Annotated in this window: 14 protein-coding genes and 1 pseudogene; 9 read left to right on the top strand and 6 right to left on the bottom strand. The window is 59.2% G+C overall.

Annotation, left to right across the window (positions count from 1 at the left end; genetic code table 11):
- Positions 1–36: 36 nt before the first annotated feature.
- The 3 genes from ACM6JQ_RS24660 to ACM6JQ_RS24650 form a co-directional block, all read right to left on the bottom strand.
- Positions 37–927 (bottom strand): pseudouridine synthase, encoded by an 891-nt coding sequence (locus ACM6JQ_RS24660; RefSeq protein WP_414894802.1) that lies wholly within the window; start codon positions 925–927, stop codon positions 37–39.
- Between the two features lie 70 nt (positions 928–997).
- Positions 998–1,315, bottom strand: a complete 318-nt coding sequence (locus ACM6JQ_RS24655; RefSeq protein ID WP_007908658.1) for a transcriptional regulator — start codon at positions 1,313–1,315, stop codon at positions 998–1,000.
- Positions 1,316–1,427: 112 nt separating this feature from the next.
- Positions 1,428–1,664, bottom strand: coding sequence for a glutaredoxin family protein (locus ACM6JQ_RS24650; RefSeq protein ID WP_007908657.1), 237 nt, complete (start codon positions 1,662–1,664; stop codon positions 1,428–1,430).
- A 208-nt stretch (positions 1,665–1,872) separates the two neighbouring features.
- Here ACM6JQ_RS24650 and ACM6JQ_RS24645 point away from each other — a divergent pair, with 208 nt between their 5' ends.
- Complete coding sequence (locus ACM6JQ_RS24645; RefSeq protein ID WP_414894801.1) at positions 1,873–3,585, top strand: cation:proton antiporter; 1,713 nt, start codon at positions 1,873–1,875, stop codon at positions 3,583–3,585.
- Here the strand turns inward: ACM6JQ_RS24645 and ACM6JQ_RS24640 are convergent.
- Positions 3,582–4,790 carry an ammonium transporter gene (locus ACM6JQ_RS24640; RefSeq protein ID WP_007908654.1) on the bottom strand — a complete coding sequence of 403 codons (1,209 nt, stop codon included), beginning with the start codon at positions 4,788–4,790 and terminating at the stop codon, positions 3,582–3,584. The two genes, ACM6JQ_RS24645 and ACM6JQ_RS24640, sit on opposite strands and share 4 nt — an antisense overlap.
- A gap of 304 nt (positions 4,791–5,094) precedes the next feature.
- Here ACM6JQ_RS24640 and ACM6JQ_RS24635 point away from each other — a divergent pair, with 304 nt between their 5' ends.
- The 8 genes and pseudogenes from ACM6JQ_RS24635 (at position 5,095) to ACM6JQ_RS24600 (ending at position 16,459) form a co-directional block, all read left to right on the top strand.
- The gene (locus ACM6JQ_RS24635) at positions 5,095–5,409 is read left to right on the top strand and encodes a DUF883 family protein (protein ID WP_007908653.1); all 315 of its coding nucleotides are present in this window, start codon (positions 5,095–5,097) and stop codon (positions 5,407–5,409) included.
- Between the two features lie 2 nt (positions 5,410–5,411).
- Positions 5,412–5,798 (top strand): phage holin family protein, encoded by a 387-nt coding sequence (locus ACM6JQ_RS24630; RefSeq protein ID WP_414894800.1) that lies wholly within the window; start codon positions 5,412–5,414, stop codon positions 5,796–5,798.
- Complete coding sequence (locus tag ACM6JQ_RS24625; RefSeq protein WP_007908651.1) at positions 5,795–6,133, top strand: hypothetical protein; 339 nt, start codon at positions 5,795–5,797, stop codon at positions 6,131–6,133. Before ACM6JQ_RS24630 ends, ACM6JQ_RS24625 begins: the two co-directional genes overlap by 4 nt.
- 124 nt (positions 6,134–6,257) lie before the next feature.
- On the top strand, positions 6,258–7,421 hold the full coding sequence (locus ACM6JQ_RS24620; protein ID WP_414894799.1) for an EAL domain-containing protein: 1,164 nt from the start codon (positions 6,258–6,260) through the stop codon (positions 7,419–7,421).
- Positions 7,422–7,497: 76 nt separating this feature from the next.
- Positions 7,498–8,826 carry a deoxyguanosinetriphosphate triphosphohydrolase gene (locus tag ACM6JQ_RS24615; RefSeq protein WP_007908641.1) on the top strand — a complete coding sequence of 443 codons (1,329 nt, stop codon included), beginning with the start codon at positions 7,498–7,500 and terminating at the stop codon, positions 8,824–8,826.
- 361 nt (positions 8,827–9,187) lie between these two features.
- A complete protein-coding gene (locus ACM6JQ_RS24610; protein ID WP_007908640.1) occupies positions 9,188–9,814 on the top strand; it encodes a response regulator transcription factor in 627 nt (208 codons plus the stop codon).
- Positions 9,815–9,822: 8 nt separating this feature from the next.
- A pseudogene (locus ACM6JQ_RS24605) lies at positions 9,823–13,466 on the top strand (transporter substrate-binding domain-containing protein).
- Positions 13,467–13,513: 47 nt separating this feature from the next.
- On the top strand, positions 13,514–16,459 hold the full coding sequence (locus ACM6JQ_RS24600; RefSeq protein WP_414894798.1) for an HD domain-containing phosphohydrolase: 2,946 nt from the start codon (positions 13,514–13,516) through the stop codon (positions 16,457–16,459).
- On the opposite strand, the gene ACM6JQ_RS24595 is transcribed toward ACM6JQ_RS24600, so the two are convergent.
- On the bottom strand, positions 16,460–16,942 hold the full coding sequence (locus tag ACM6JQ_RS24595) for a GAF domain-containing protein (protein WP_007908634.1): 483 nt from the start codon (positions 16,940–16,942) through the stop codon (positions 16,460–16,462).
- Entirely contained in the window at positions 16,939–17,829 is an 891-nt protein-coding gene (locus tag ACM6JQ_RS24590) for an ATP-binding protein (RefSeq protein ID WP_007908631.1), read from the bottom strand. Before ACM6JQ_RS24590 ends, ACM6JQ_RS24595 begins: the two co-directional genes overlap by 4 nt.
- Between the last annotated feature and the right edge of the window lie 68 nt (positions 17,830–17,897).

The raw sequence follows: 17,897 nt of genomic DNA, 5'->3' as shown, positions 1-17,897 counted from the left end.
GGCTTTTTCATGGGCGTTCGAAAGGTGGCTTGGGCCTCACCATTGCAGCGTAATCCGGCTCTCGAATTCGCGCTCTTCACCGTTCACCGGGTCGATAAACCGCAGACCCTGCGCCAGCAGCTTCAGCGGATTGGCGTAGTCATCCTCGACGTCTTTCAACACCTGCGGATAAAACGGATCGTTGCAGATGCTCGCCCCCAGCGCAGTCATGTGCACGCGCAGTTGATGTTTCTTGCCGGTCACCGGAAACAATCCATAGCGCCACAGATCGCCATGCTTTTCCCGAACCTCCACCGCCGTTTCGGTGTTGCTGGCCCCTGCGCCTTCCTGCATGCGGAAAAACGGCTCGCCATCGACCAGACGGCTCTTGTGCACCAAAGGGAACCTCAGATCTGGCAGCGCCGGGGCGATGGCTTCATAGCGTTTGTCGATCTGCCGCGTCGGGAAGAGCGACTGATAAGCCGAACGGGTTTGCGGGTTGGCCGAGAAAATAACCAGTCCCGCCGTATGCCGGTCGATGCGGTGCAAAGGCACCAGATGGGGATTGTCCAGGCGACGAATCAGCCTGCGCAACAAGGTCTGCTCAACGTACTCGCCGGCGGGTGTGACTGGCAGGAAATGCGGTTTGTCAGCCACCACCAGATGTTCGTCGGCATACAGGATCGACTCGACCACCGGGATCGGCTTTTCGTCCGGCACTTCGCGAAAATAATGAATTCGCAAGCCTTCCTTGTAGGGCAAATCCACCGAGATCGGCTGACCATGACCATCCAGAACTCGCCCCCGAGCGATGCGGTCCCGCCATTGCTCGCGATCAATCGCACGAAAATGCTCACACAGACAATCGAGTACGGTCAGCCAGGGACCCGGTGGCAGATAAAGCGTGCTCGCCTGATTCTGCGCAGCAGAGAATGTAGATGTGGACATACGGAAATCAAACCCTCAATACAGGGCGGCATTATCCAGCACGGAGGGAAACGAGCCTAGCGCAGATTGCTCAGGCCGGGATCGACTTGAGCGCTGCGGCGTCTGTGAACTCCTTGAGCCAGCGCAGGACATCGACAGCCTCCCAGCGGCCCGGGTCATACAAGGCGTAAAGCAACCCTTGATAACCGACCACATCCAGTTGTTTGTGATAACCGGCACGCTGAAACAAGGCCTCGATTTCGGCAAAGCAAGTGTTGAAATGCAGCTTGTTGAAGGGCGTCTTGCCTTCCGTGACCAGCCCGTCCAGGCGCAATTCGAGAACGGCCTCGCGCACCACGTCAACCGACATCCGGTTCACGCTGTTTTTCAACTGTTCGACATTGACCACGGTTCATCCCTCTGAAGCATTTACTGTATGAACATACAGTAACCGAACAATCCGTAAAATGCCAAGGAATGGATGGCAGCGGCGACCGGCGGGATGAATGAGAAAATACGAATTAACGCAGAAACGCCACAACTTGATCAGCGCTGAAGGGCCAGCCCAGTTCTGCCCCGGTGTCGACACGACGCAACACCGGAATCCGCAGGCTATAAGCCTCAAACCAAGATTCGTCTTCAGCGATATCGACCAGTTCAACCAGCAGGCCGTGCTCAACGAAAGGCATCAACTCGGCCTCGGCAACTTCACACAAATGGCATCCAAGGGTGCCGAACAGCTGACATTCAGGAAGCATGAGCGCTCAACCAGAAAATGAGTGGGCCTATTCTAGGCCGCAGCTGAAAACCCGTCGAGCCACCGCCGCCCAAAGGCTCCAGTCCTCCGACAAAGGTTCACAGGCAAAACCCTGACGCAAATCAGTCCACAGAAAAACCATTTGCGCGATCCTCCCGGTCTTTTTGCCTCTACGCTTGAAAAGCCTGAATCTGACATCGGAGTGTCCAGTGTTTGCCAATTTGTTGATCATCCTCGCCTCGTCCCTCGTGGTGATTGCGCTGTTTCGGCGCCTGCGGTTGCCGCCGGTTCTGGGTTATCTGTGCGTGGGATTGCTGGTCGGGCCGAGTGCCTTCGACTGGGTCAACGAAAGCGAACACCTGCCTGACGTAGCCGAACTGGGGGTGGTGTTTCTGCTGTTTTCACTCGGCCTGGAATTTTCCCTGTCGAAGATGATCGCCTTGCGTCAGGTGGTATTCCGCCTCGGCAGTCAGCAGGTACTGATCAGCACCGCGCTGCTCGGTTTGTTGCTGATGCTGCTGGGCATGCCGACGACGCCGGCGCTGCTGCTCGGCGCCGGGCTTTCGCTGTCATCGACGGCAATTGTGACCAAAGAACTGGGCAGCCTCGGCGAGGTGTTCAGCAGTCACGGGCAGAATGCCGTTGGCGTTTTGCTGTTTCAGGACGTTGTCGCAGTATTGCTGCTGACGTTGGTGCCAGTGTTTGCCGGGAGCAGCGCCCAAGCCTGGTACTGGGCGCTGCCGCTGACACTGGCGAAAACCGTGGTGCTGTTTGTCGGTCTGCTGCTGGCCAGTCGCTGGTTACTGCCGAGGCTGTTTCATGAAGTGGCCGCGTCACGCTCGGCTGAGTTGTTCGTGCTGTTGGCGCTAGTGATTGTGCTGCTGACCGCGTGGCTGACTCACCTGCTGGGCCTGTCCCCTGCCCTCGGTGCATTTCTGGCCGGCATGTTGCTCGGTGAAAGCCACTATCGGCATCAGATCGAGGCCGACATCCGACCGTTTCGCGACATCCTGCTCGGGGTGTTTTTCGTCAGCATCGGCATGCTCATCGACCTGCAACTGTTCGTCAGTCACAGCCTGCTGATCCTCGGGCTCACCGTCGGCTTGATGGTGATCAAGGGCATCGTCGTCGCCTTGTTGGTGAAGTGGCGCGGCAGCGACAGCGAAACGGCGTGGCGTAGCGGCCTGGCATTGGCGCAGGGGGGCGAGTTCTGCTTTGCACTGATGGCGCAAATGCAGCAACACAGCATGATGCCCGAGGCGCTGGGCAATCTTCTGCTCGCCGCGACGTTCTGTTCGATGCTGCTGACGCCACTGCTATTGCGCGCGGCGCCCCGCATCGCTACAGCACTCCACCGCAAGCCCAATCAGGAAGCACAGATCGAGGAAATCAGCGCACTCAACGCCGACCTCAATCAGCACGTGGTGATTTGTGGCTACGGCCGCGTCGGTCAATCCATCGGGCGTTTCCTGCGCAATGCCAAGCAGCCTTACATCGCACTGGACAGTGATCCGGTTCGCGTACAGGAAGCCGCCAGCGGAGAAAGTGACGTTCATTATGGCGACTCATCACGCGGCGATCTGCTGACCGCCGTTGGCCTGCTGCGCGCAAAACTGCTGGTGGTTGCCGTGGATCAGAGCGACATTGCCCTGCACATCCTCAAGGAAGCGCGCCGACTCAATGCCCATGTGCCGATCCTGGTACGCACCCGCGACGACAGCCAATGGGCCGAATTGAAAGCCGCCGGCGCCACCGAAGTGGTGCCGGAGCTGTTGGAGTCAAGCCTGATGCTCGCCTCTCACGCCTTGATCATGCTCGGTCTGCCGGCGCATCAGGTGCAGGAAAAAGTCGATCAGGTGCGCATCGACCGCTATCGCCTGCTTCACGGTTTTTATCCCGGTAGCGATGATGCTGAAACTTAGTCCTGACTCACCGCGCCGATCTTGTGCAGCGACAGGTCGGCGCCGTAATACTCTTGTTCCTGACTCAGGCGCAGCCCGTGCAGCGCCTTGATCACGCCGTATACGACAAAGCCACCGATCAACGCCACCGCGACACCGAGTGCGGTGCCGATCAACTGGCTGATCAGACTGACGCCGCCGATACCACCGAGCGCGGCCTGGCCGAAAATCCCGCAGGCAATCCCGCCCCAAACACCGCACAGGCCGTGCAGTGGCCAAACACCCAATACGTCATCGATGCGCCATTTAACCTGCGCAGCGGTAAAGCACCAGACAAACAGCGCACCGGCAATCGCGCCGGTCACCAGCGCACCGACCGGATGCATCAAGTCGGACCCGGCACAGATCGCCACCAGCCCGGCCAATGGGCCGTTGTGCAGGAAGCCCGGGTCATTGCGCCCGACGAGCAGAGCCGCCATCGTGCCGCCGACCATCGCCATCAACGAATTGACCGCCACCAGACCGCTGACGCCTTGCAGTGTTTGCGCACTCATCACGTTGAAGCCGAACCAGCCGACAATCAGAATCCACGAACCCAGGGCCAGGAAAGGAATGCTCGACGGTGCGAACGCCACCAGACGCCCGTCGCGGTAACGGCCATTACGCGGCCCCAGCAACAGCACCGCCGCCAGCGCCAGCCAACCGCCCATGGCATGCACCACGACGGAACCGGCGAAGTCATGAAAAGCGGCACCGAACTGCGCCGTCAGCCAAGCTTGCAGACCGTAGTTGCCGTTCCAGATCATGCCTTCGAAAAACGGATAGATGAACGCGACGATCAGCGCCGTGGCGCACAACTGCGGCACGAAACGCGCGCGTTCTGCGATGCCACCGGAAATAATCGCCGGGATCGCGGCGGCAAAGGTCAGCAGGAAGAAAAACTTCACCAGTCCATAGCCGTGATCGGCACTCAGCACCGCCGCCGGCTGCATAAACGTCACGCCGTAGGAGATCCAATAGCCTATAAAGAAATAGGCCAGGGTCGAGACGGCGAAGTCGCTGAGAATCTTCGACAACGCATTGACCTGGTTTTTCTGGCGGACTGTACCAACTTCGAGAAAGGCGAAACCGGCATGCATTGCCAGCACCATTACCGCACCGATCAGAATGAACAAGGTATTGGAGCTGTGAACCAGGGTGTCCACAGCGCTTTGCAGATTTTCCATAAGCAGGCAGACCTAAAGGCGAAAAAGGCACCAAAGCGGTTCATGCGCACATTTCATGCACCAAGTTGCAACCGCGCAGGCACGGAGCCGACGGTCCGGCGAACTGCTTTGGCGCACGAGGTCGATGTCCTGACACGAACCGGGCTTGTTTGGGATAAGGTTTCTCATGGCGCATGCCCGGCAACCGCGCACGACCGCCGGGCAACGCACCACGACACAGCAAAAGTTGTACCAGTCATTTGTACTGAACCTTCGCGCAAGGCTCATACTCGAACGCTTCAGACGTCACTTACGGAGATCCACCATGGCCAGCATCAAGGCAAAGACTGCTCAAGAAATCCTCATGAACGACTTCCAGACTTTGGTCGCCGACACCGAACGCTTGCTCGAGCACACCGCCACCCTGGCCGGCGATCAGGCCGATGAGCTGCGCGAGCAGATTCACGACAGCCTGCTGCGCGCCCGCGAAACGCTGAAACTGACCGAAGAAACCCTGCGCGATCGCGGTCAGGCTGCAGTGACCGCCACTGAAGATTACGTGTCGGCCAACCCTTGGCAGTCCGTTGGCATCGCTGCCGGTGTCGGCTTTCTGATCGGCCTGCTGGCTACCCGGCGCTGATTATGTCGATCGGTGAATCCGGCCCGACTACGGGCACCGCCTCTTCCACGCGACGCCTGGGCGCCGCCGTTCTGGGTCTGCTGCACAGCCATGTCGAATTATTCGGCATCGAATTGCAGGAGCAGAAATCACGAACCGTCAGCCTGTTGCTGTTCGCAGGTCTGGCTTTGGTCTTTGCCCTGTTGTTGCTGGTGGGCTTATCGACACTGGTGATGATCGTGTTCTGGGACACTTATCGTCTGGCCGCGATCATTGGCCTGTGCGTTTTCTATACCTTGGCCTCGATCTTCTGCGCACTGCGTCTCAAGGCGGCGATTTTCGATGAATCCTCGCCTTTCCACGGCACGCTCGAAGAGCTGGCCAACGACCGGGAGCGCCTGCTGCCATGAGCCTGCCTGAACTGCCACACAACAGCTCGCGTCGGGAAATGCGCAAGGCGTTGATCCGCCTGCGCATGGAAATGCATCGCCAGGAAATTCGTCATGAAGCCGGGCAAGTCCTGCAACCGCTGCATCGCATGCGCGGCATGACGCAAAACCTGCAAGGTGGTTTCGGCATCAAACACGCGCCATTGTGGGGCGTGGCTGCCGTTACGCTATTGGGCTTTATCACTGGCAAAGGCGCGAAAAGCGGCGGCGCCGGTGGCTTGAGCCGGCTGATCCGGCTCGGCACCAGCCTCGGGCCGCTGATCAAACTGGTCATGCAGAGTTCGGCCAAACGCTGAACAGATACATCTGGCTACATTCTTGCAATACCGGCGGGATGAACCTCTTTATCCGGAGGTTCAATTCCGTGCGCCTATCCGGTCGACGGGGTTCAACCAGAACAAGAACGACTAAGGAGGCCCCGTGATCGACGGGCAACCGCTCGCCTGCTTTCAACCTTTCATCGATACCGCCACGGGACGCATTGCAGGCGTCGAAGCATTGGGCCGCCTGCGCCAGGCCGACGGTCAACTGGCTTCGGTCGGGCCACTGTTTGCGGACCCGCGCACACCCGCGATTGCCCTGCGTCGCCTCGACCGGCAGATCCGCGACAACGCCTTGAGCCGCTTGCATGAAGCGCCGGTAGACTGGTTTCTCAGCCTGAACATGTCGCCGCGCTGGATCAGTCGTCTGCGCGCCGATCAGGCTCTGCCCAGCCTCAAACAATTGGCGCGCTACGGTATCGATCCGCAACGCATCGTCTTCGAGATCACCGAACTGGGCGGCAACGGTCAACGCCTGGCCGAAGTCGTCACGCGTTATCGCGAGGCGGGCGCGAGAATCGCCATCGACGACTTTGGCGCCGGCTACTCGCAACTTGATCGGGTGCTGGCGCTGCAACCGGACATTCTCAAACTCGATATGCGTCTGTTCCAGGCCGCTGCACTGGGTGGTCCGAGCAGTGATGTGGTCAAGGCTCTCGCGCAGATGGCCGAGAAGACCGGCTGCTGGATCATCGCCGAAGGCGTCGAGACCGAAGCGCAGTTGAATTTCGCCCTGGAATGCGGATCGCGCTATGTACAGGGATTCCTGTTCGCGCGGGCGCAGGAGGCGTTCTTTCCCGCCGACGCGTTTGTGCAGCACTTCGCCGAACTGCGCCAGCGCTATGTCCGGCAGAAACTCGCAGAGCGCGGGCGGCTGATGCAAATGCGCCAGCAACTCGCTGAACTGATGTCGATCCTGCAAGCCTGGGCTCAGGCGCATGCCCCCTTGAGCGCGTTGCCACAACTGGATGCCTTTCCTTGGCTGCTGCGGTTTTATCAATGCGATCGCCACGGCACGCAACTGACGCCCAACCTCGAATGGCGGCAGCATGGCTGGTTCGCCGACAATCGTTATCTGGGGCACAACTGGTCGTGGCGCCCGTATTTCTATCATTTGCTCGCCGAAGGCTGGGAGGAGCGACGTTTGACGCTCTCCAATACCTACCGCGATGCCACCAGCAATCAGTATTGCCTGACGGCCGGGCAGTTTTTTGACAACGGTGAGCGTTTGCTGTTGATCGACATCGACGCGGCTGGGTTGTAGTTACGCTTGCAGGGGCGTGCGCGAACCGGGAAGCTAGGGGCCAACGCCCCCAGTCACCTGACGGAGAGAATCAGCCTTGGATTGGCAAACCCTGCTCAACCGCGAACGCCTAGGCAAGCCGCTGCACAGCCCGCAAGAACTTGGCCGCAGCCCTTTCCACAAAGACCATGACCGCATCATTTTCTCCGGTGCCTTCCGCCGCCTCGGACGCAAGACCCAGGTGCACCCGGTCACCAGCAACGATCACATTCACACGCGCCTGACCCATTCGCTGGAAGTCAGTTGCGTCGGCCGTTCACTGGGCATGCGAGTGGGCGAAACCCTGCGCAGTGCCTTGCCCGAATGGTGCGACCCGGCCGACCTCGGCATGGTCGTGCAGTCGGCGTGTCTGGCCCACGACATCGGCAATCCGCCGTTCGGCCATTCCGGTGAAGATGCTATTCGTCACTGGTTCCAGCAGGCCGCCGGACGTGGCTGGCTCGACGGCATGAGCGAAGCCGAACGCGCTGACTTTCTCAACTTCGAAGGTAACGCCCAAGGCTTTCGCGTACTGACTCAGCTGGAGTACCACCAGTTCGACGGCGGTACACGGCTGACCTACGCCACCCTCGGCACTTACCTGAAATACCCGTGGACCGCGCGCCACGCCGACTCCCTGGGCTACAAGAAACACAAATTCGGCTGCTATCAAAGTGAGCTGCCGCTGCTTGAGCAGATCGCCCACAAACTGGGCCTGCCGCAAATCGAAGACCAGCGTTGGGCGCGTCACCCGTTGGTGTACCTGATGGAGGCCGCCGACGACATCTGCTACGCGCTGATCGATCTCGAAGACGGCCTCGAAATGGAGCTGCTGGAATACGCCGAAGTCGAATCCCTGCTGCTCGGGCTAGTGGGCGACGATCTGCCGGAAACCTATCGTCAGCTCGGCCCGCAGGATTCGCGACGACGCAAACTGGCGATCCTGCGCGGCAAGGCCATCGAGCATTTGACCAACGCTGCGGCGCGGGCCTTTGTCGAGCAACAGGACGCACTCCTCGCCGGCACGCTGCACGGCGATCTGGTCGAGCACATGCACGGCCCGGCCAAGCGTTGCGTCCTGAACGCCAAGGACATCGCCCGCAAGAAAATCTTTCAGGACAAGCGCAAAACCCTGCATGAAATCGGCGCGTATACGACGCTGGAGATCCTGCTCAATTCGTTCTGCGGCGCCGCGCTGGAACAACACAACGGTCGTACGCCGTCATTCAAAAGCCGGCGCATTCTTGATCTGCTGGGCAGTAACGCACCGGATCCTCAGGGTTCGTTACACACGTCGTTTCTGCGCATGATCGATTTCATTGCCGGCATGACCGACAGCTACGCCAGCGACATGGCGCTGGAAATGACCGGCCGTTCCAGCCATTGACTCCATCGCATGCGGGCGCCCATGGTTTTGGCTACCCGCATGCAGCCCCCCAGGTCAACCCGAGAACTTTTAACGCGTCACTGACAGGGCTGAAGATCCACAATGACCACGCGGCGATTCAGCAAGTTTAAACATCTATAAAAAGCCATTTACAGCCAGTACTTGCAAATCATTCAAGTCAAACTATAAGCCTCTTCAAATTCTGCTCCTCCTTACGTCAAACCTAGTTTGAACGTAGTCCGTTTCCTTATTAGTTGTAGGATTAATCCGATAACGTGACTGGAGCCATGTCACTTCATGCGAGTGCTCATTCAACTGAGCTAAGGTGCGCGCTTTATTCGTGCTTGCATGGGATTTGATTATGAACTCCGTTTTTATTGTCGACGATCACCCGGTCATCCGTCTCGCCGTTCGAATGCTGCTGGAGCATGAAGGTTACAAGGTCGTCGGTGAAACCGATAACGGAGTCGATGCCATGCAAATGGTGCGCGAGTGCATGCCCGATCTGGTCATTCTCGATGTGAGCATTCCCAAGCTGGACGGCCTGGAAGTATTGGCCCGCTTCAATGCCATGGGCTCGCCGTTGAAAATCCTGATTCTGACGGCGCAGTGTCCGACACTGTTCGGCATTCGCTGCATGCAATCCGGCGCATCGGGTTATGTCTGCAAACAGGAAGACCTGAGCGAACTGGTCAGTGCAATCAAAGCAGTACTTTCCGGTTACAACTATTTCCCCAGCCAGGCATTGAATCCGGTTCGTAGTGACGATATCCGTTTTGCCGAACTGGAACTGTTCAAATCCGTCAATGATCGCGAGTTGATGGTTTTGCAATTGTTCGCCCAAGGCCGCACTAACAAGGAGATCGCCAAGGGCATGTTTCTAAGTAATAAAACCGTCAGCACTTACAAAAAACGCCTGATGCAGAAACTCAAGGCCAAATCCCTTGTAGAACTTATCGAGATGGCCAAACGAAACGCACTCGTGTGAGAGCCCGCATGCCCAGCCGTTTGAAGGACTATTTAATTGCGTTGAGTGCAGGTCTTTACCTGAGCGCCAACGTGTTCGCCATGCCCGGCGGTTCACCGGACTATGCCTTGCTAAGCAGGTCGGCAAACGAGCCGGTATCGATCACGTTCGATAAGTCCCAGCGGCAATGGATGCTTGCGCGTAGCGAACTGGTTCTGGGCACTTCGGCGCCTGACTACCCGCCGTTTGACATGACGGTCAGTGGCAAGGATTACGAAGGGCTGACAGCTGACTACGCCGGACTCCTTGGCCAGGCCACCGGTCTGCCTGTCCGGGTGCAGCGCTTTCCATCCCGGGATGCGGCGATTCGGGCACTGGTCGATGGCCAGGTCGACCTGCTGGGTACCGCGAACGGGTTCGAAGCGAGCAATGCCAACCTGGCGCTGTCGACCCCCTATGCCATTGACCTGCCGGTGCTGGTCACCCGCGAAGACGAAACCCGCTCACTCACCGAAGGCCTGGCCGGGCTGCGCCTGAGCATGGTCTATCACTATTTGCCGTTACCCGAAGTCAAGGCGCTGTATCCCAAGGCGCTCATTACCTGCTACCCCTCCTACCAGAACGCGATCAACGCCGTCGCGTTTGACCAGGCCGATGTGTTTCTCGGCGATACCCTGTCGACGCATTACATGATCAACAAGGGTTACCTGAACAATGTGCGCATGGCCAATTTCGGCAAGCAGGAAGCCCAGGGTTTCAGCTTCGCCGTGCGCCGCAACAACCCACAATTGCTCGACATCGTCGACACCGTGCTCAAGGCAGTGCCTGCCAGCGAACGCGACAATATTGCCAAGCGCTGGAGCGCCGGTAGCGATCTGTTGCTCACCGACCGGAAAATGCAACTGACCCAGCGCGAAGAAGTGTGGCTCAAACAGCATCCGGTGGTCAGCGTGGTCGTCAATGAAGCGTTCGCGCCCCTGACATTCTTTGACAACGACGGCAATTTTCGCGGCATCAGTGCCGACCTGCTCGAACTGATCCGCCTGCGCACCGGCCTGCGTTTCGAGATCCGGCGCAGCCGCAACGACGCGGAAATGATCCAGCAGATAGACCACCATCAAGCCGATCTGATTGCAGCATTGTTGCCGACAGCGGAGCGCGAAAAAACCCTCAACTTCAGTCGTCCCTATCTGGAAAATTCCTACGTTCTGCTGACCCGCAAGAGTGCCGACGGCCCGACCAACCTGGGCCAGCTCAAAGGCAAACAACTGGCGATTGCCCAAGGCAATCCGATGGTCGAATACCTGCGCCGAGAGTATCCGCGCATCCAGTTGATCGAAACCGCGGATACCTTCAGCGCGGTATCGCTGCTCGCTGAAGGACATGTCGACGGCGCGGTGAACTCACTGGTGATTGCCAACTACTTCATTTCTTCGCGGATCTTCAATCAGGCATTACAAATCACCACCACCATCGGCACCGGCCAGGCTGCGTTTTCGCTGGCAACCGCCCGGGACAACACGGAACTGGCGTCGATCATCAACAAAGCGTTGTTGAGCATCGCCCCCGATGAGCTGGGCGTGATCAATGGCCGCTGGCGCGGTTACTCCACGGCATCGCAGAACATCTGGCATAACTACCAGCGCCTGTTCTACCAAGTGATCGTCGGCGCTTGCCTGTTACTGCTGCTGCTTCTGGCCTGGAACGCCTATATGCGTCACCAGATCAAACAACGTCAGGCCGCCGAGCGCGCGCTGAACGACCAGTTTGAATTCATGCGTTCACTGGTCGATGGCACACCGCATCCGATTTATGTCCGCGACCGCCAAGGCCTGCTGCAAAGCTGCAATGAAAGCTACCTCGAAGCGTTCAATGCCAAACGCGAAGACGTCATCGGCAAAAGCGTCATTGAGGGCACCTTGAGCAACGCCTTCGAGGCTCAGGCTTTTCAGGCCGATTACCAACGCGTCGTCGCCGAAGGCACACCGATGGTGGTCGACCGGCCTTTGCACATCGGTAACCGACGCCTGACGATCTATCACTGGATACTGCCGTACCGTGACTCCAGCGGCGACGTGAAAGGCATCATCGGCGGTTGGATCGACATCAGCGAACGCCGTCAGTTGTTCGAAGAGTTGCGTACGGCCAAAGAACAGGCAGATGAGGCCAACCGGGCAAAAAGCACGTTTCTGGCGACCATGAGTCACGAAATCCGCACGCCAATGAATGCCGTGATCGGCATGCTTGAACTGACACTCAAACGTATGGATCAACAGCATCCGGATCGCTCATCAATCGACACGGCTTATCATTCGGCCAACGATCTGCTGGGTTTGATCGGCGATATTCTCGACATCGCACGGATCGAATCCGGGCGTCTGAGTCTTTGCCCGGAACGGGTCAATCTGGTCGATACCGTGGCGTCTGTGGCAAGAATCTTCGAAGGCCTCGCCCGGCAGAAAAACCTCACCCTGCAAGTCATCTTCAATCCACCGGACCTGGCAATCGATGTGCATCTGGACCCCTGCGTTTCAAACAGGTGCTGTCGAATCTGGTGAGCAATGCCATCAAATTCACCGAGCAGGGGCATGTGCGGATTACCCTGGACCTCATGAACACCGAGGTGCCGGCCCGTGCCTTGATGCAACTGACCGTACAGGACACTGGCGTCGGTATCAGTGCCGAGGACCAGCAGCGCTTGTTCGAACCATTTGCCCAGGCGGAAAACAGCAGTCAACAAGGTAGAAGCGGGGCAGGCCTGGGACTGGTGATCAGTCGCAACCTCTGCGAAATGATGGGCGGGCAACTGCAATTGAACAGTCAGCCGGGCATCGGCACTCAGGTATGTATCTCCCTGGCGCTGGAAACCTTGCCGATACAGCTGAGCACAGTGAAAAGTGAAGCGGCGATCAAGACATCGCAAACGCCTCTGCGTGTGCTCGTGGTAGATGACCATCCGGCGAATCGATTGTTGATGTGTCAGCAACTGGAGTTTCTCGGACATCACTTCAGCATTGCCGAGAACGGCTGCAGTGGCCTGGCACTGTGGCGGGCGGGCCATTTCGACCTGGTGATCGTCGACTGCAACATGCCGTTGATGAATGGCTACGAATTGACTCGCGCCATTCGCCAGCATGAACTCCAGGCACGCTGCCCGCCCTGCACTGTGCTGGGCTTTACGGCCAATGCACAGCCGGAGGAAATCCAGCGTTGCAAACAGGCCGGCATGAACGATTGCCTGTTCAAGCCCTTGAGCCTGAGCCTGCTCAGCCAGTGGGTCGATGGCATCACGCCGACGTGTGCACCACCGGCCTTCAACCTGCAAAACATGAACATGCTGACCGGTGGCAACCCTGCTCAAGCCCGCCGTTTGCTGGCCGAGTTGCTCAAAAGCAGCCGTCTCGATCGTCAGGAACTGCTCGCGCTGTCGCCTGAACATGATCGCGCGGCGCTGGCGGTGGTCGCTCACAAGATCAAGGGGGCCGCGCGTATCGCTCAGGCATCACGCGTGATCGAGTGCTGCGACGCCCTTGAGCAAGCCTGCGCCGAGGCCTTGTCGACAGACGAGATCGCTCGCCGTTGCGAAGCGAGCAACCGGGCGATGCTCGATCTCGAGAACGCCTTGCAGCAGCAATTGACGGTGTCGGATCAAAGCACAATGAGCCTGCCTTAACTATGCTTGGCGCTGAGCAGTGAGTTAACCATCATGGAGAGCCCGAAATGCCCAGCCCACTGCGCCCGGAGCAACGCCGGTTTCCGCTGCATGTGCACATCAGCGTCATGTTCACCTTCCTGTTGCTGCTTACAGGAATCGTGCTGGGCCTGTTCAATTACCACCAGACCACGCAGATCATCCTCTCGAGCAGCGAAAAACTGTTCGAACGGATCGAACAGGACGTGCGCCTGGACATGGCGGCCACCTATCAGCCAATCCGCCATTTGCTGAGTTTGCTGGCGGACAACCCCGCCACTCAGGCTGCGCGCCTTGAACAACGCATGCCCCTGCTCCGCCCCTTCAGCCAGTCGCTCAGCGACAATCCCAACCTGGCGTCGCTGTACCTGGGTTATGCCAATGGCGACTTCTTCATGGTCCGTCCACTGCGCAGCGCAGCACTGAAAACGCTGCTCAAGGCCCCTGAAGCGGCGGCGTATCAGGTCTGGAGCATCGAGCATGACCCGCAGGGCGCGATGCACTCGCAATCGCTGTTTTTCGATCAGGCACTGACCCCGATAAGCCGTCAGGACAACCCAGGCGACCGCTACGATCCGCGCAGCCGTGCCTGGTTCAACGATGCCCGTCAACAAGAGGAACAGATCACCACCGAGCCCTACGTGTTTTTCTCCACACACAATGTCGGCACGACCTTGGCCCGGCGCAGCGGCGAGAACGCCGTGATTGGCGCGGACCTGACGCTGGTCGCCCTGTCCGCCGCGCTGAGTAAACATGTCGTCACCCCCTCCACCGAGATTGCCCTGTTCGACGCCGAGGGCAACGCCGTGGCCTACCCCGACAGCGAGCGCCTGATTGTCGACGGCAGCACGGCCTCTCTGGCCAAAGCGGCGGACCTGAGTCCGGGCTTGCATACCCTGTTGTCCGGCGCAGCCAAGGGCAATCGCGTGGAAGCGGAGGGTCGCCACTGGATCGTCGCCCGCAGCAGCATTCAAGAGGGTGGCCCGAAAGGTTTGCAATTGGCGTTGCTGGTGCCGGAAGACGAGTTACTGGTCGATGCCTACCGTTTGCGCTGGCAAGGCGCGCTGATCACCCTGGCGACCCTGCTGCTATGCCTGCCGCTGGGCTGGGTGATTTCGCGAATTCTGGTCAAGCCGTTGCACGCGCTGGTCAAGGAAGCAGACGCCATCCGCAGTTTCGATTTCAATTTTCCGTTGGCACGCCGCTCGCCGGTGCTTGAAGTCGACCAGTTGAGTGTGTCGATGGCACGAATGAAAGACACCCTGGCGAGTTTCTTCCAGATCACCGACACCCTGGGCGCCGAAACCCGCTTTGCCCCCCTGCTGCACCGGGTGCTGTTTGAAACGGTGCAGATTGCTCAGGCGCAGGCAGGGCTGATCTATCTGCGTGAAAGCGACAGCAGCCGCATGGAGCCTTACGGCCTGGTGATAGATGGCACGCCACAGACCCTGGAGGCGTTCGACATCCAGGGCCACGACCTGCAGCAGAGCAACGGCCCGGCGTGGTTCAGACATTTGGTCAGCGCCAACAACGTGGTGAGCAACTTCGGCTTTGATCAGGCCGGCGACTTGCAGAAGGTCCTGCTGGCAATGCAATCGCCGCGCATCCATCTGATCGGCATCCGCCTGCACAACCGCCACGACGAAACCATCGGCCTGCTGATTCTGCTGGTGAGCGACAGCGGCACCGCAGCCGATCTGGAAAAACTGCGCCCTGATCGCATCGCTTTTTTGCAGGCCGTGTCCGGCGCGGCGGCGGTGAGCATCGAGAGCCAGCGTCTGCAAGCCCGTCAGAAACAACTTCTCGACGCCTTTATTCAATTACTCGCCGGTGCCATCGACGCCAAGAGTCCGTATACCGGCGGGCATTGTCAGCGCGTGCCGGAGCTGACACTGATGCTTGCCCAGGCCGCAGCAGCCAGTCAGGCGCCGGCCTTCAGCGCCTACCAACCGAGCGAAGATGAATGGGAAGCCCTGCACATTGCCGCGTGGCTGCACGACTGCGGCAAGGTCACGACGCCGGAATACGTGGTCGACAAGGCCACCAAACTGGAAACCATCAACGACCGCATCCACGAGATCCGCACACGTTTCGAAGTGCTCAAGCGTGATGCCTGGATCAGCTATTGGCAGGCGCGCGCCCTGGGCGGCGATGAGACCGCATTGGCCGAACTGCGCGACGCCACGCTGACGGCGCTCGACGACGATTTTGCCTTTGTCGCGCGCTGCAATCTAGGCAGTGAAGCGATGGCCGAAGCAGATCTGCAGCGTCTTGATCATCTCGGCCGACGCACCTGGATGCGTACCCTTGATGACCGGCTGGGTGTGTCCTGGGAGGAGAATCGGCGTCAGTCGCGCACGCCGGCACCGAGCTTGCCGGTCAGTGAAAAGCTTTTGGCGGACAAGCCCGAGCACCTGCTCGAACGCGACCCGAACGAGTTGATTCCCGAAGACAATCCATGGGGCTTCAAGCTGGATGTGCCGCGCTACAAATACAATCGCGGCGAGCTGTATAACCTGAGCATCAGCCGCGGCACCCTGACCCGCGAAGAACGGTACGTGATCAATCACCACATGGTGCAGACGATCATGATGCTCAGCCACCTGCCCTTCCCCGGCCACCTCGACAGCATTGCCGAGATCGCCGGCGGTCATCATGAAAAAATGGACGGCACCGGTTACCCGAAACGCCTGAAGCGTGAGGACATGAGCCTGCCGGCGCGGATGATGGCGATTGCCGATATCTTCGAGGCGCTGACCGCAGCCGATCGCCCGTACAAGAAAGCGAAAACCTTGAGTGAGGCGTTGGCGATCATGGCCACCATGTGCCGCGAAGCACACATCGATGCCCAGCTGTTTGGTTTGTTCATCAACGACGGCGTGTACATGCAGTACGCCGTGCGTTTTCTCGATCCCGCGCAGATCGACAACGTGGATCCGGCCAGCCTGCTGCACAAGGCTGGCCTGACCGCGTGATCAGCAGTCGGTCAGACGCAGGAAAATCGCCGCCAGTTGCTCGATACCGGCCTGATCCTGCGCACCGAAACGCGCCAGTTTCGGGCTGTCGAGGTCAAGTACACCGATCAGGCGACCGTCCTTGACCAGCGGCACGACCAGTTCACTGTTCGACGCGCTGTCGCAGGCGATATGCCCCGGGAACGCGTGCACATCTTCAACGCGCTGGGTTTGCCGAGTCGCTGCCGCCGCGCCACACACGCCACGACCGAACGGAATGCGTACACAAGCGATCTGCCCCTGGAACGGGCCGAGCACCAGCTCTTCGTTGCGGTTGAGGTAAAAACCCGCCCAGTTCAGGTCATCGAGCTGGTTGAACAGGAACGCCGAAAACTGCGCGGCGTTGGCGATGAAATCGCGCTCGTCCGCCAGCAGCGATTCCAGTTGTGCGGCCAACATGCCATAGCCTTCGAGGCCTTGGCCGCTTTGTTGCAAATCAATCATGCCTTGTGCTCCAACAATTTCAGTCCCACCCAATAACGGGCGAATTGGTACGCGCAACGTCCATTGCGATTACCGCGGCCGGTGGCCCAACGCACGGCAAGGATGTCCAGTTCTTCGTCGCGCTGCCAGCTCAGGCCGGCCTTGGCCGCCAACTGGCCGATCCAGTGCTCGACGACGTTGAGGAAGTGTTCTTGAGTAAACGGGTAGAACGACAGCCACAGACCGAAACGGTCCGACAGCGCGATCTTGTCTTCCACGGCTTCGCTGGGATGCAGTTCGCCGTCGACGCGTTTCCAGTTTTCGTTGTCGCTTTCCTTCTCCGGCACCAGATGGCGACGGTTGGAAGTGGCGTACAGCAAGACGTTGTCCGGGGCCTGCTCAAGCGAACCATCGAGCACGCTTTTGAGCACGCGATAATCGCCTTCACCGGATTCGAACGACAAGTCATCGCAAAACAACACGAAACGTTGCGGCAGTTTGCCGATCTGCTCGACCACCCGCGGCAGATCTGCCAGATGATCGCGCTCGATCTCGATCAGGCGCAGACCTGCGGCGGCGTGCTCCGCCAGCAAGGCCCGCACCAGCGACGACTTGCCAGTGCCGCGCGAGCCCCACAGCAGCGCATGGTTGGCCGGCATGCCATCGAGAAATTGCTGGGTGTTACGCCCCAGTTGTTCGAGCTGACGGTCAACACCGATCAGGTCGGACAGGCGCATGTCGAGGCTGACTTCCAGCGGCAACAAGTAGCCGCTGCGCCCGTCGCGCTGCCAGCGCGCCGCCAGACAAGTGCCCCAGTCGATCACCGGCCGTGGTGCCGGCAACAACGGTTCGATCCGCGCCAGAACCGACTCGGCGCGTTCAAGAAAAGCATTCAATCGGGAATCCACGTCTTCTCCTCGGGCACATTCACAGTGATGATGACGATCCAGCGGCGACACACAGATAAAAATCACCC

The sequence above is a fragment of the Pseudomonas sp. IT-232MI5 genome, from assembly GCF_949767845.1.
GTDB lineage: Bacteria > Pseudomonadota > Gammaproteobacteria > Pseudomonadales > Pseudomonadaceae > Aquipseudomonas.
Note: the sequence above shows the minus strand (reverse complement) of the source record. Positions and strands in the feature narration are given on the sequence as shown.

Excerpts from the sequence above, each read along its gene's own strand:
- ACM6JQ_RS24660 (WP_414894802.1), bottom strand. The coding sequence starts at position 927 with ATGTCCACATCTACATTCTCTGCTGCGCAGAATCAGGCGAGCACGCTT.
- ACM6JQ_RS24650 (WP_007908657.1), bottom strand. The coding sequence starts at position 1,664 with ATGCTTCCTGAATGTCAGCTGTTCGGCACCCTTGGATGCCATTTGTGT.
- ACM6JQ_RS24640 (WP_007908654.1), bottom strand. The coding sequence starts at position 4,790 with ATGGAAAATCTGCAAAGCGCTGTGGACACCCTGGTTCACAGCTCCAAT.
- ACM6JQ_RS24635 (WP_007908653.1), top strand. The coding sequence starts at position 5,095 with ATGGCCAGCATCAAGGCAAAGACTGCTCAAGAAATCCTCATGAACGAC.
- ACM6JQ_RS24630 (WP_414894800.1), top strand. The coding sequence starts at position 5,412 with ATGTCGATCGGTGAATCCGGCCCGACTACGGGCACCGCCTCTTCCACG.
- ACM6JQ_RS24625 (WP_007908651.1), top strand. The coding sequence starts at position 5,795 with ATGAGCCTGCCTGAACTGCCACACAACAGCTCGCGTCGGGAAATGCGC.
- ACM6JQ_RS24610 (WP_007908640.1), top strand. The coding sequence starts at position 9,188 with ATGAACTCCGTTTTTATTGTCGACGATCACCCGGTCATCCGTCTCGCC.
- ACM6JQ_RS24600 (WP_414894798.1), top strand. The coding sequence starts at position 13,514 with ATGCCCAGCCCACTGCGCCCGGAGCAACGCCGGTTTCCGCTGCATGTG.
- ACM6JQ_RS24595 (WP_007908634.1), bottom strand. The coding sequence starts at position 16,942 with ATGATTGATTTGCAACAAAGCGGCCAAGGCCTCGAAGGCTATGGCATG.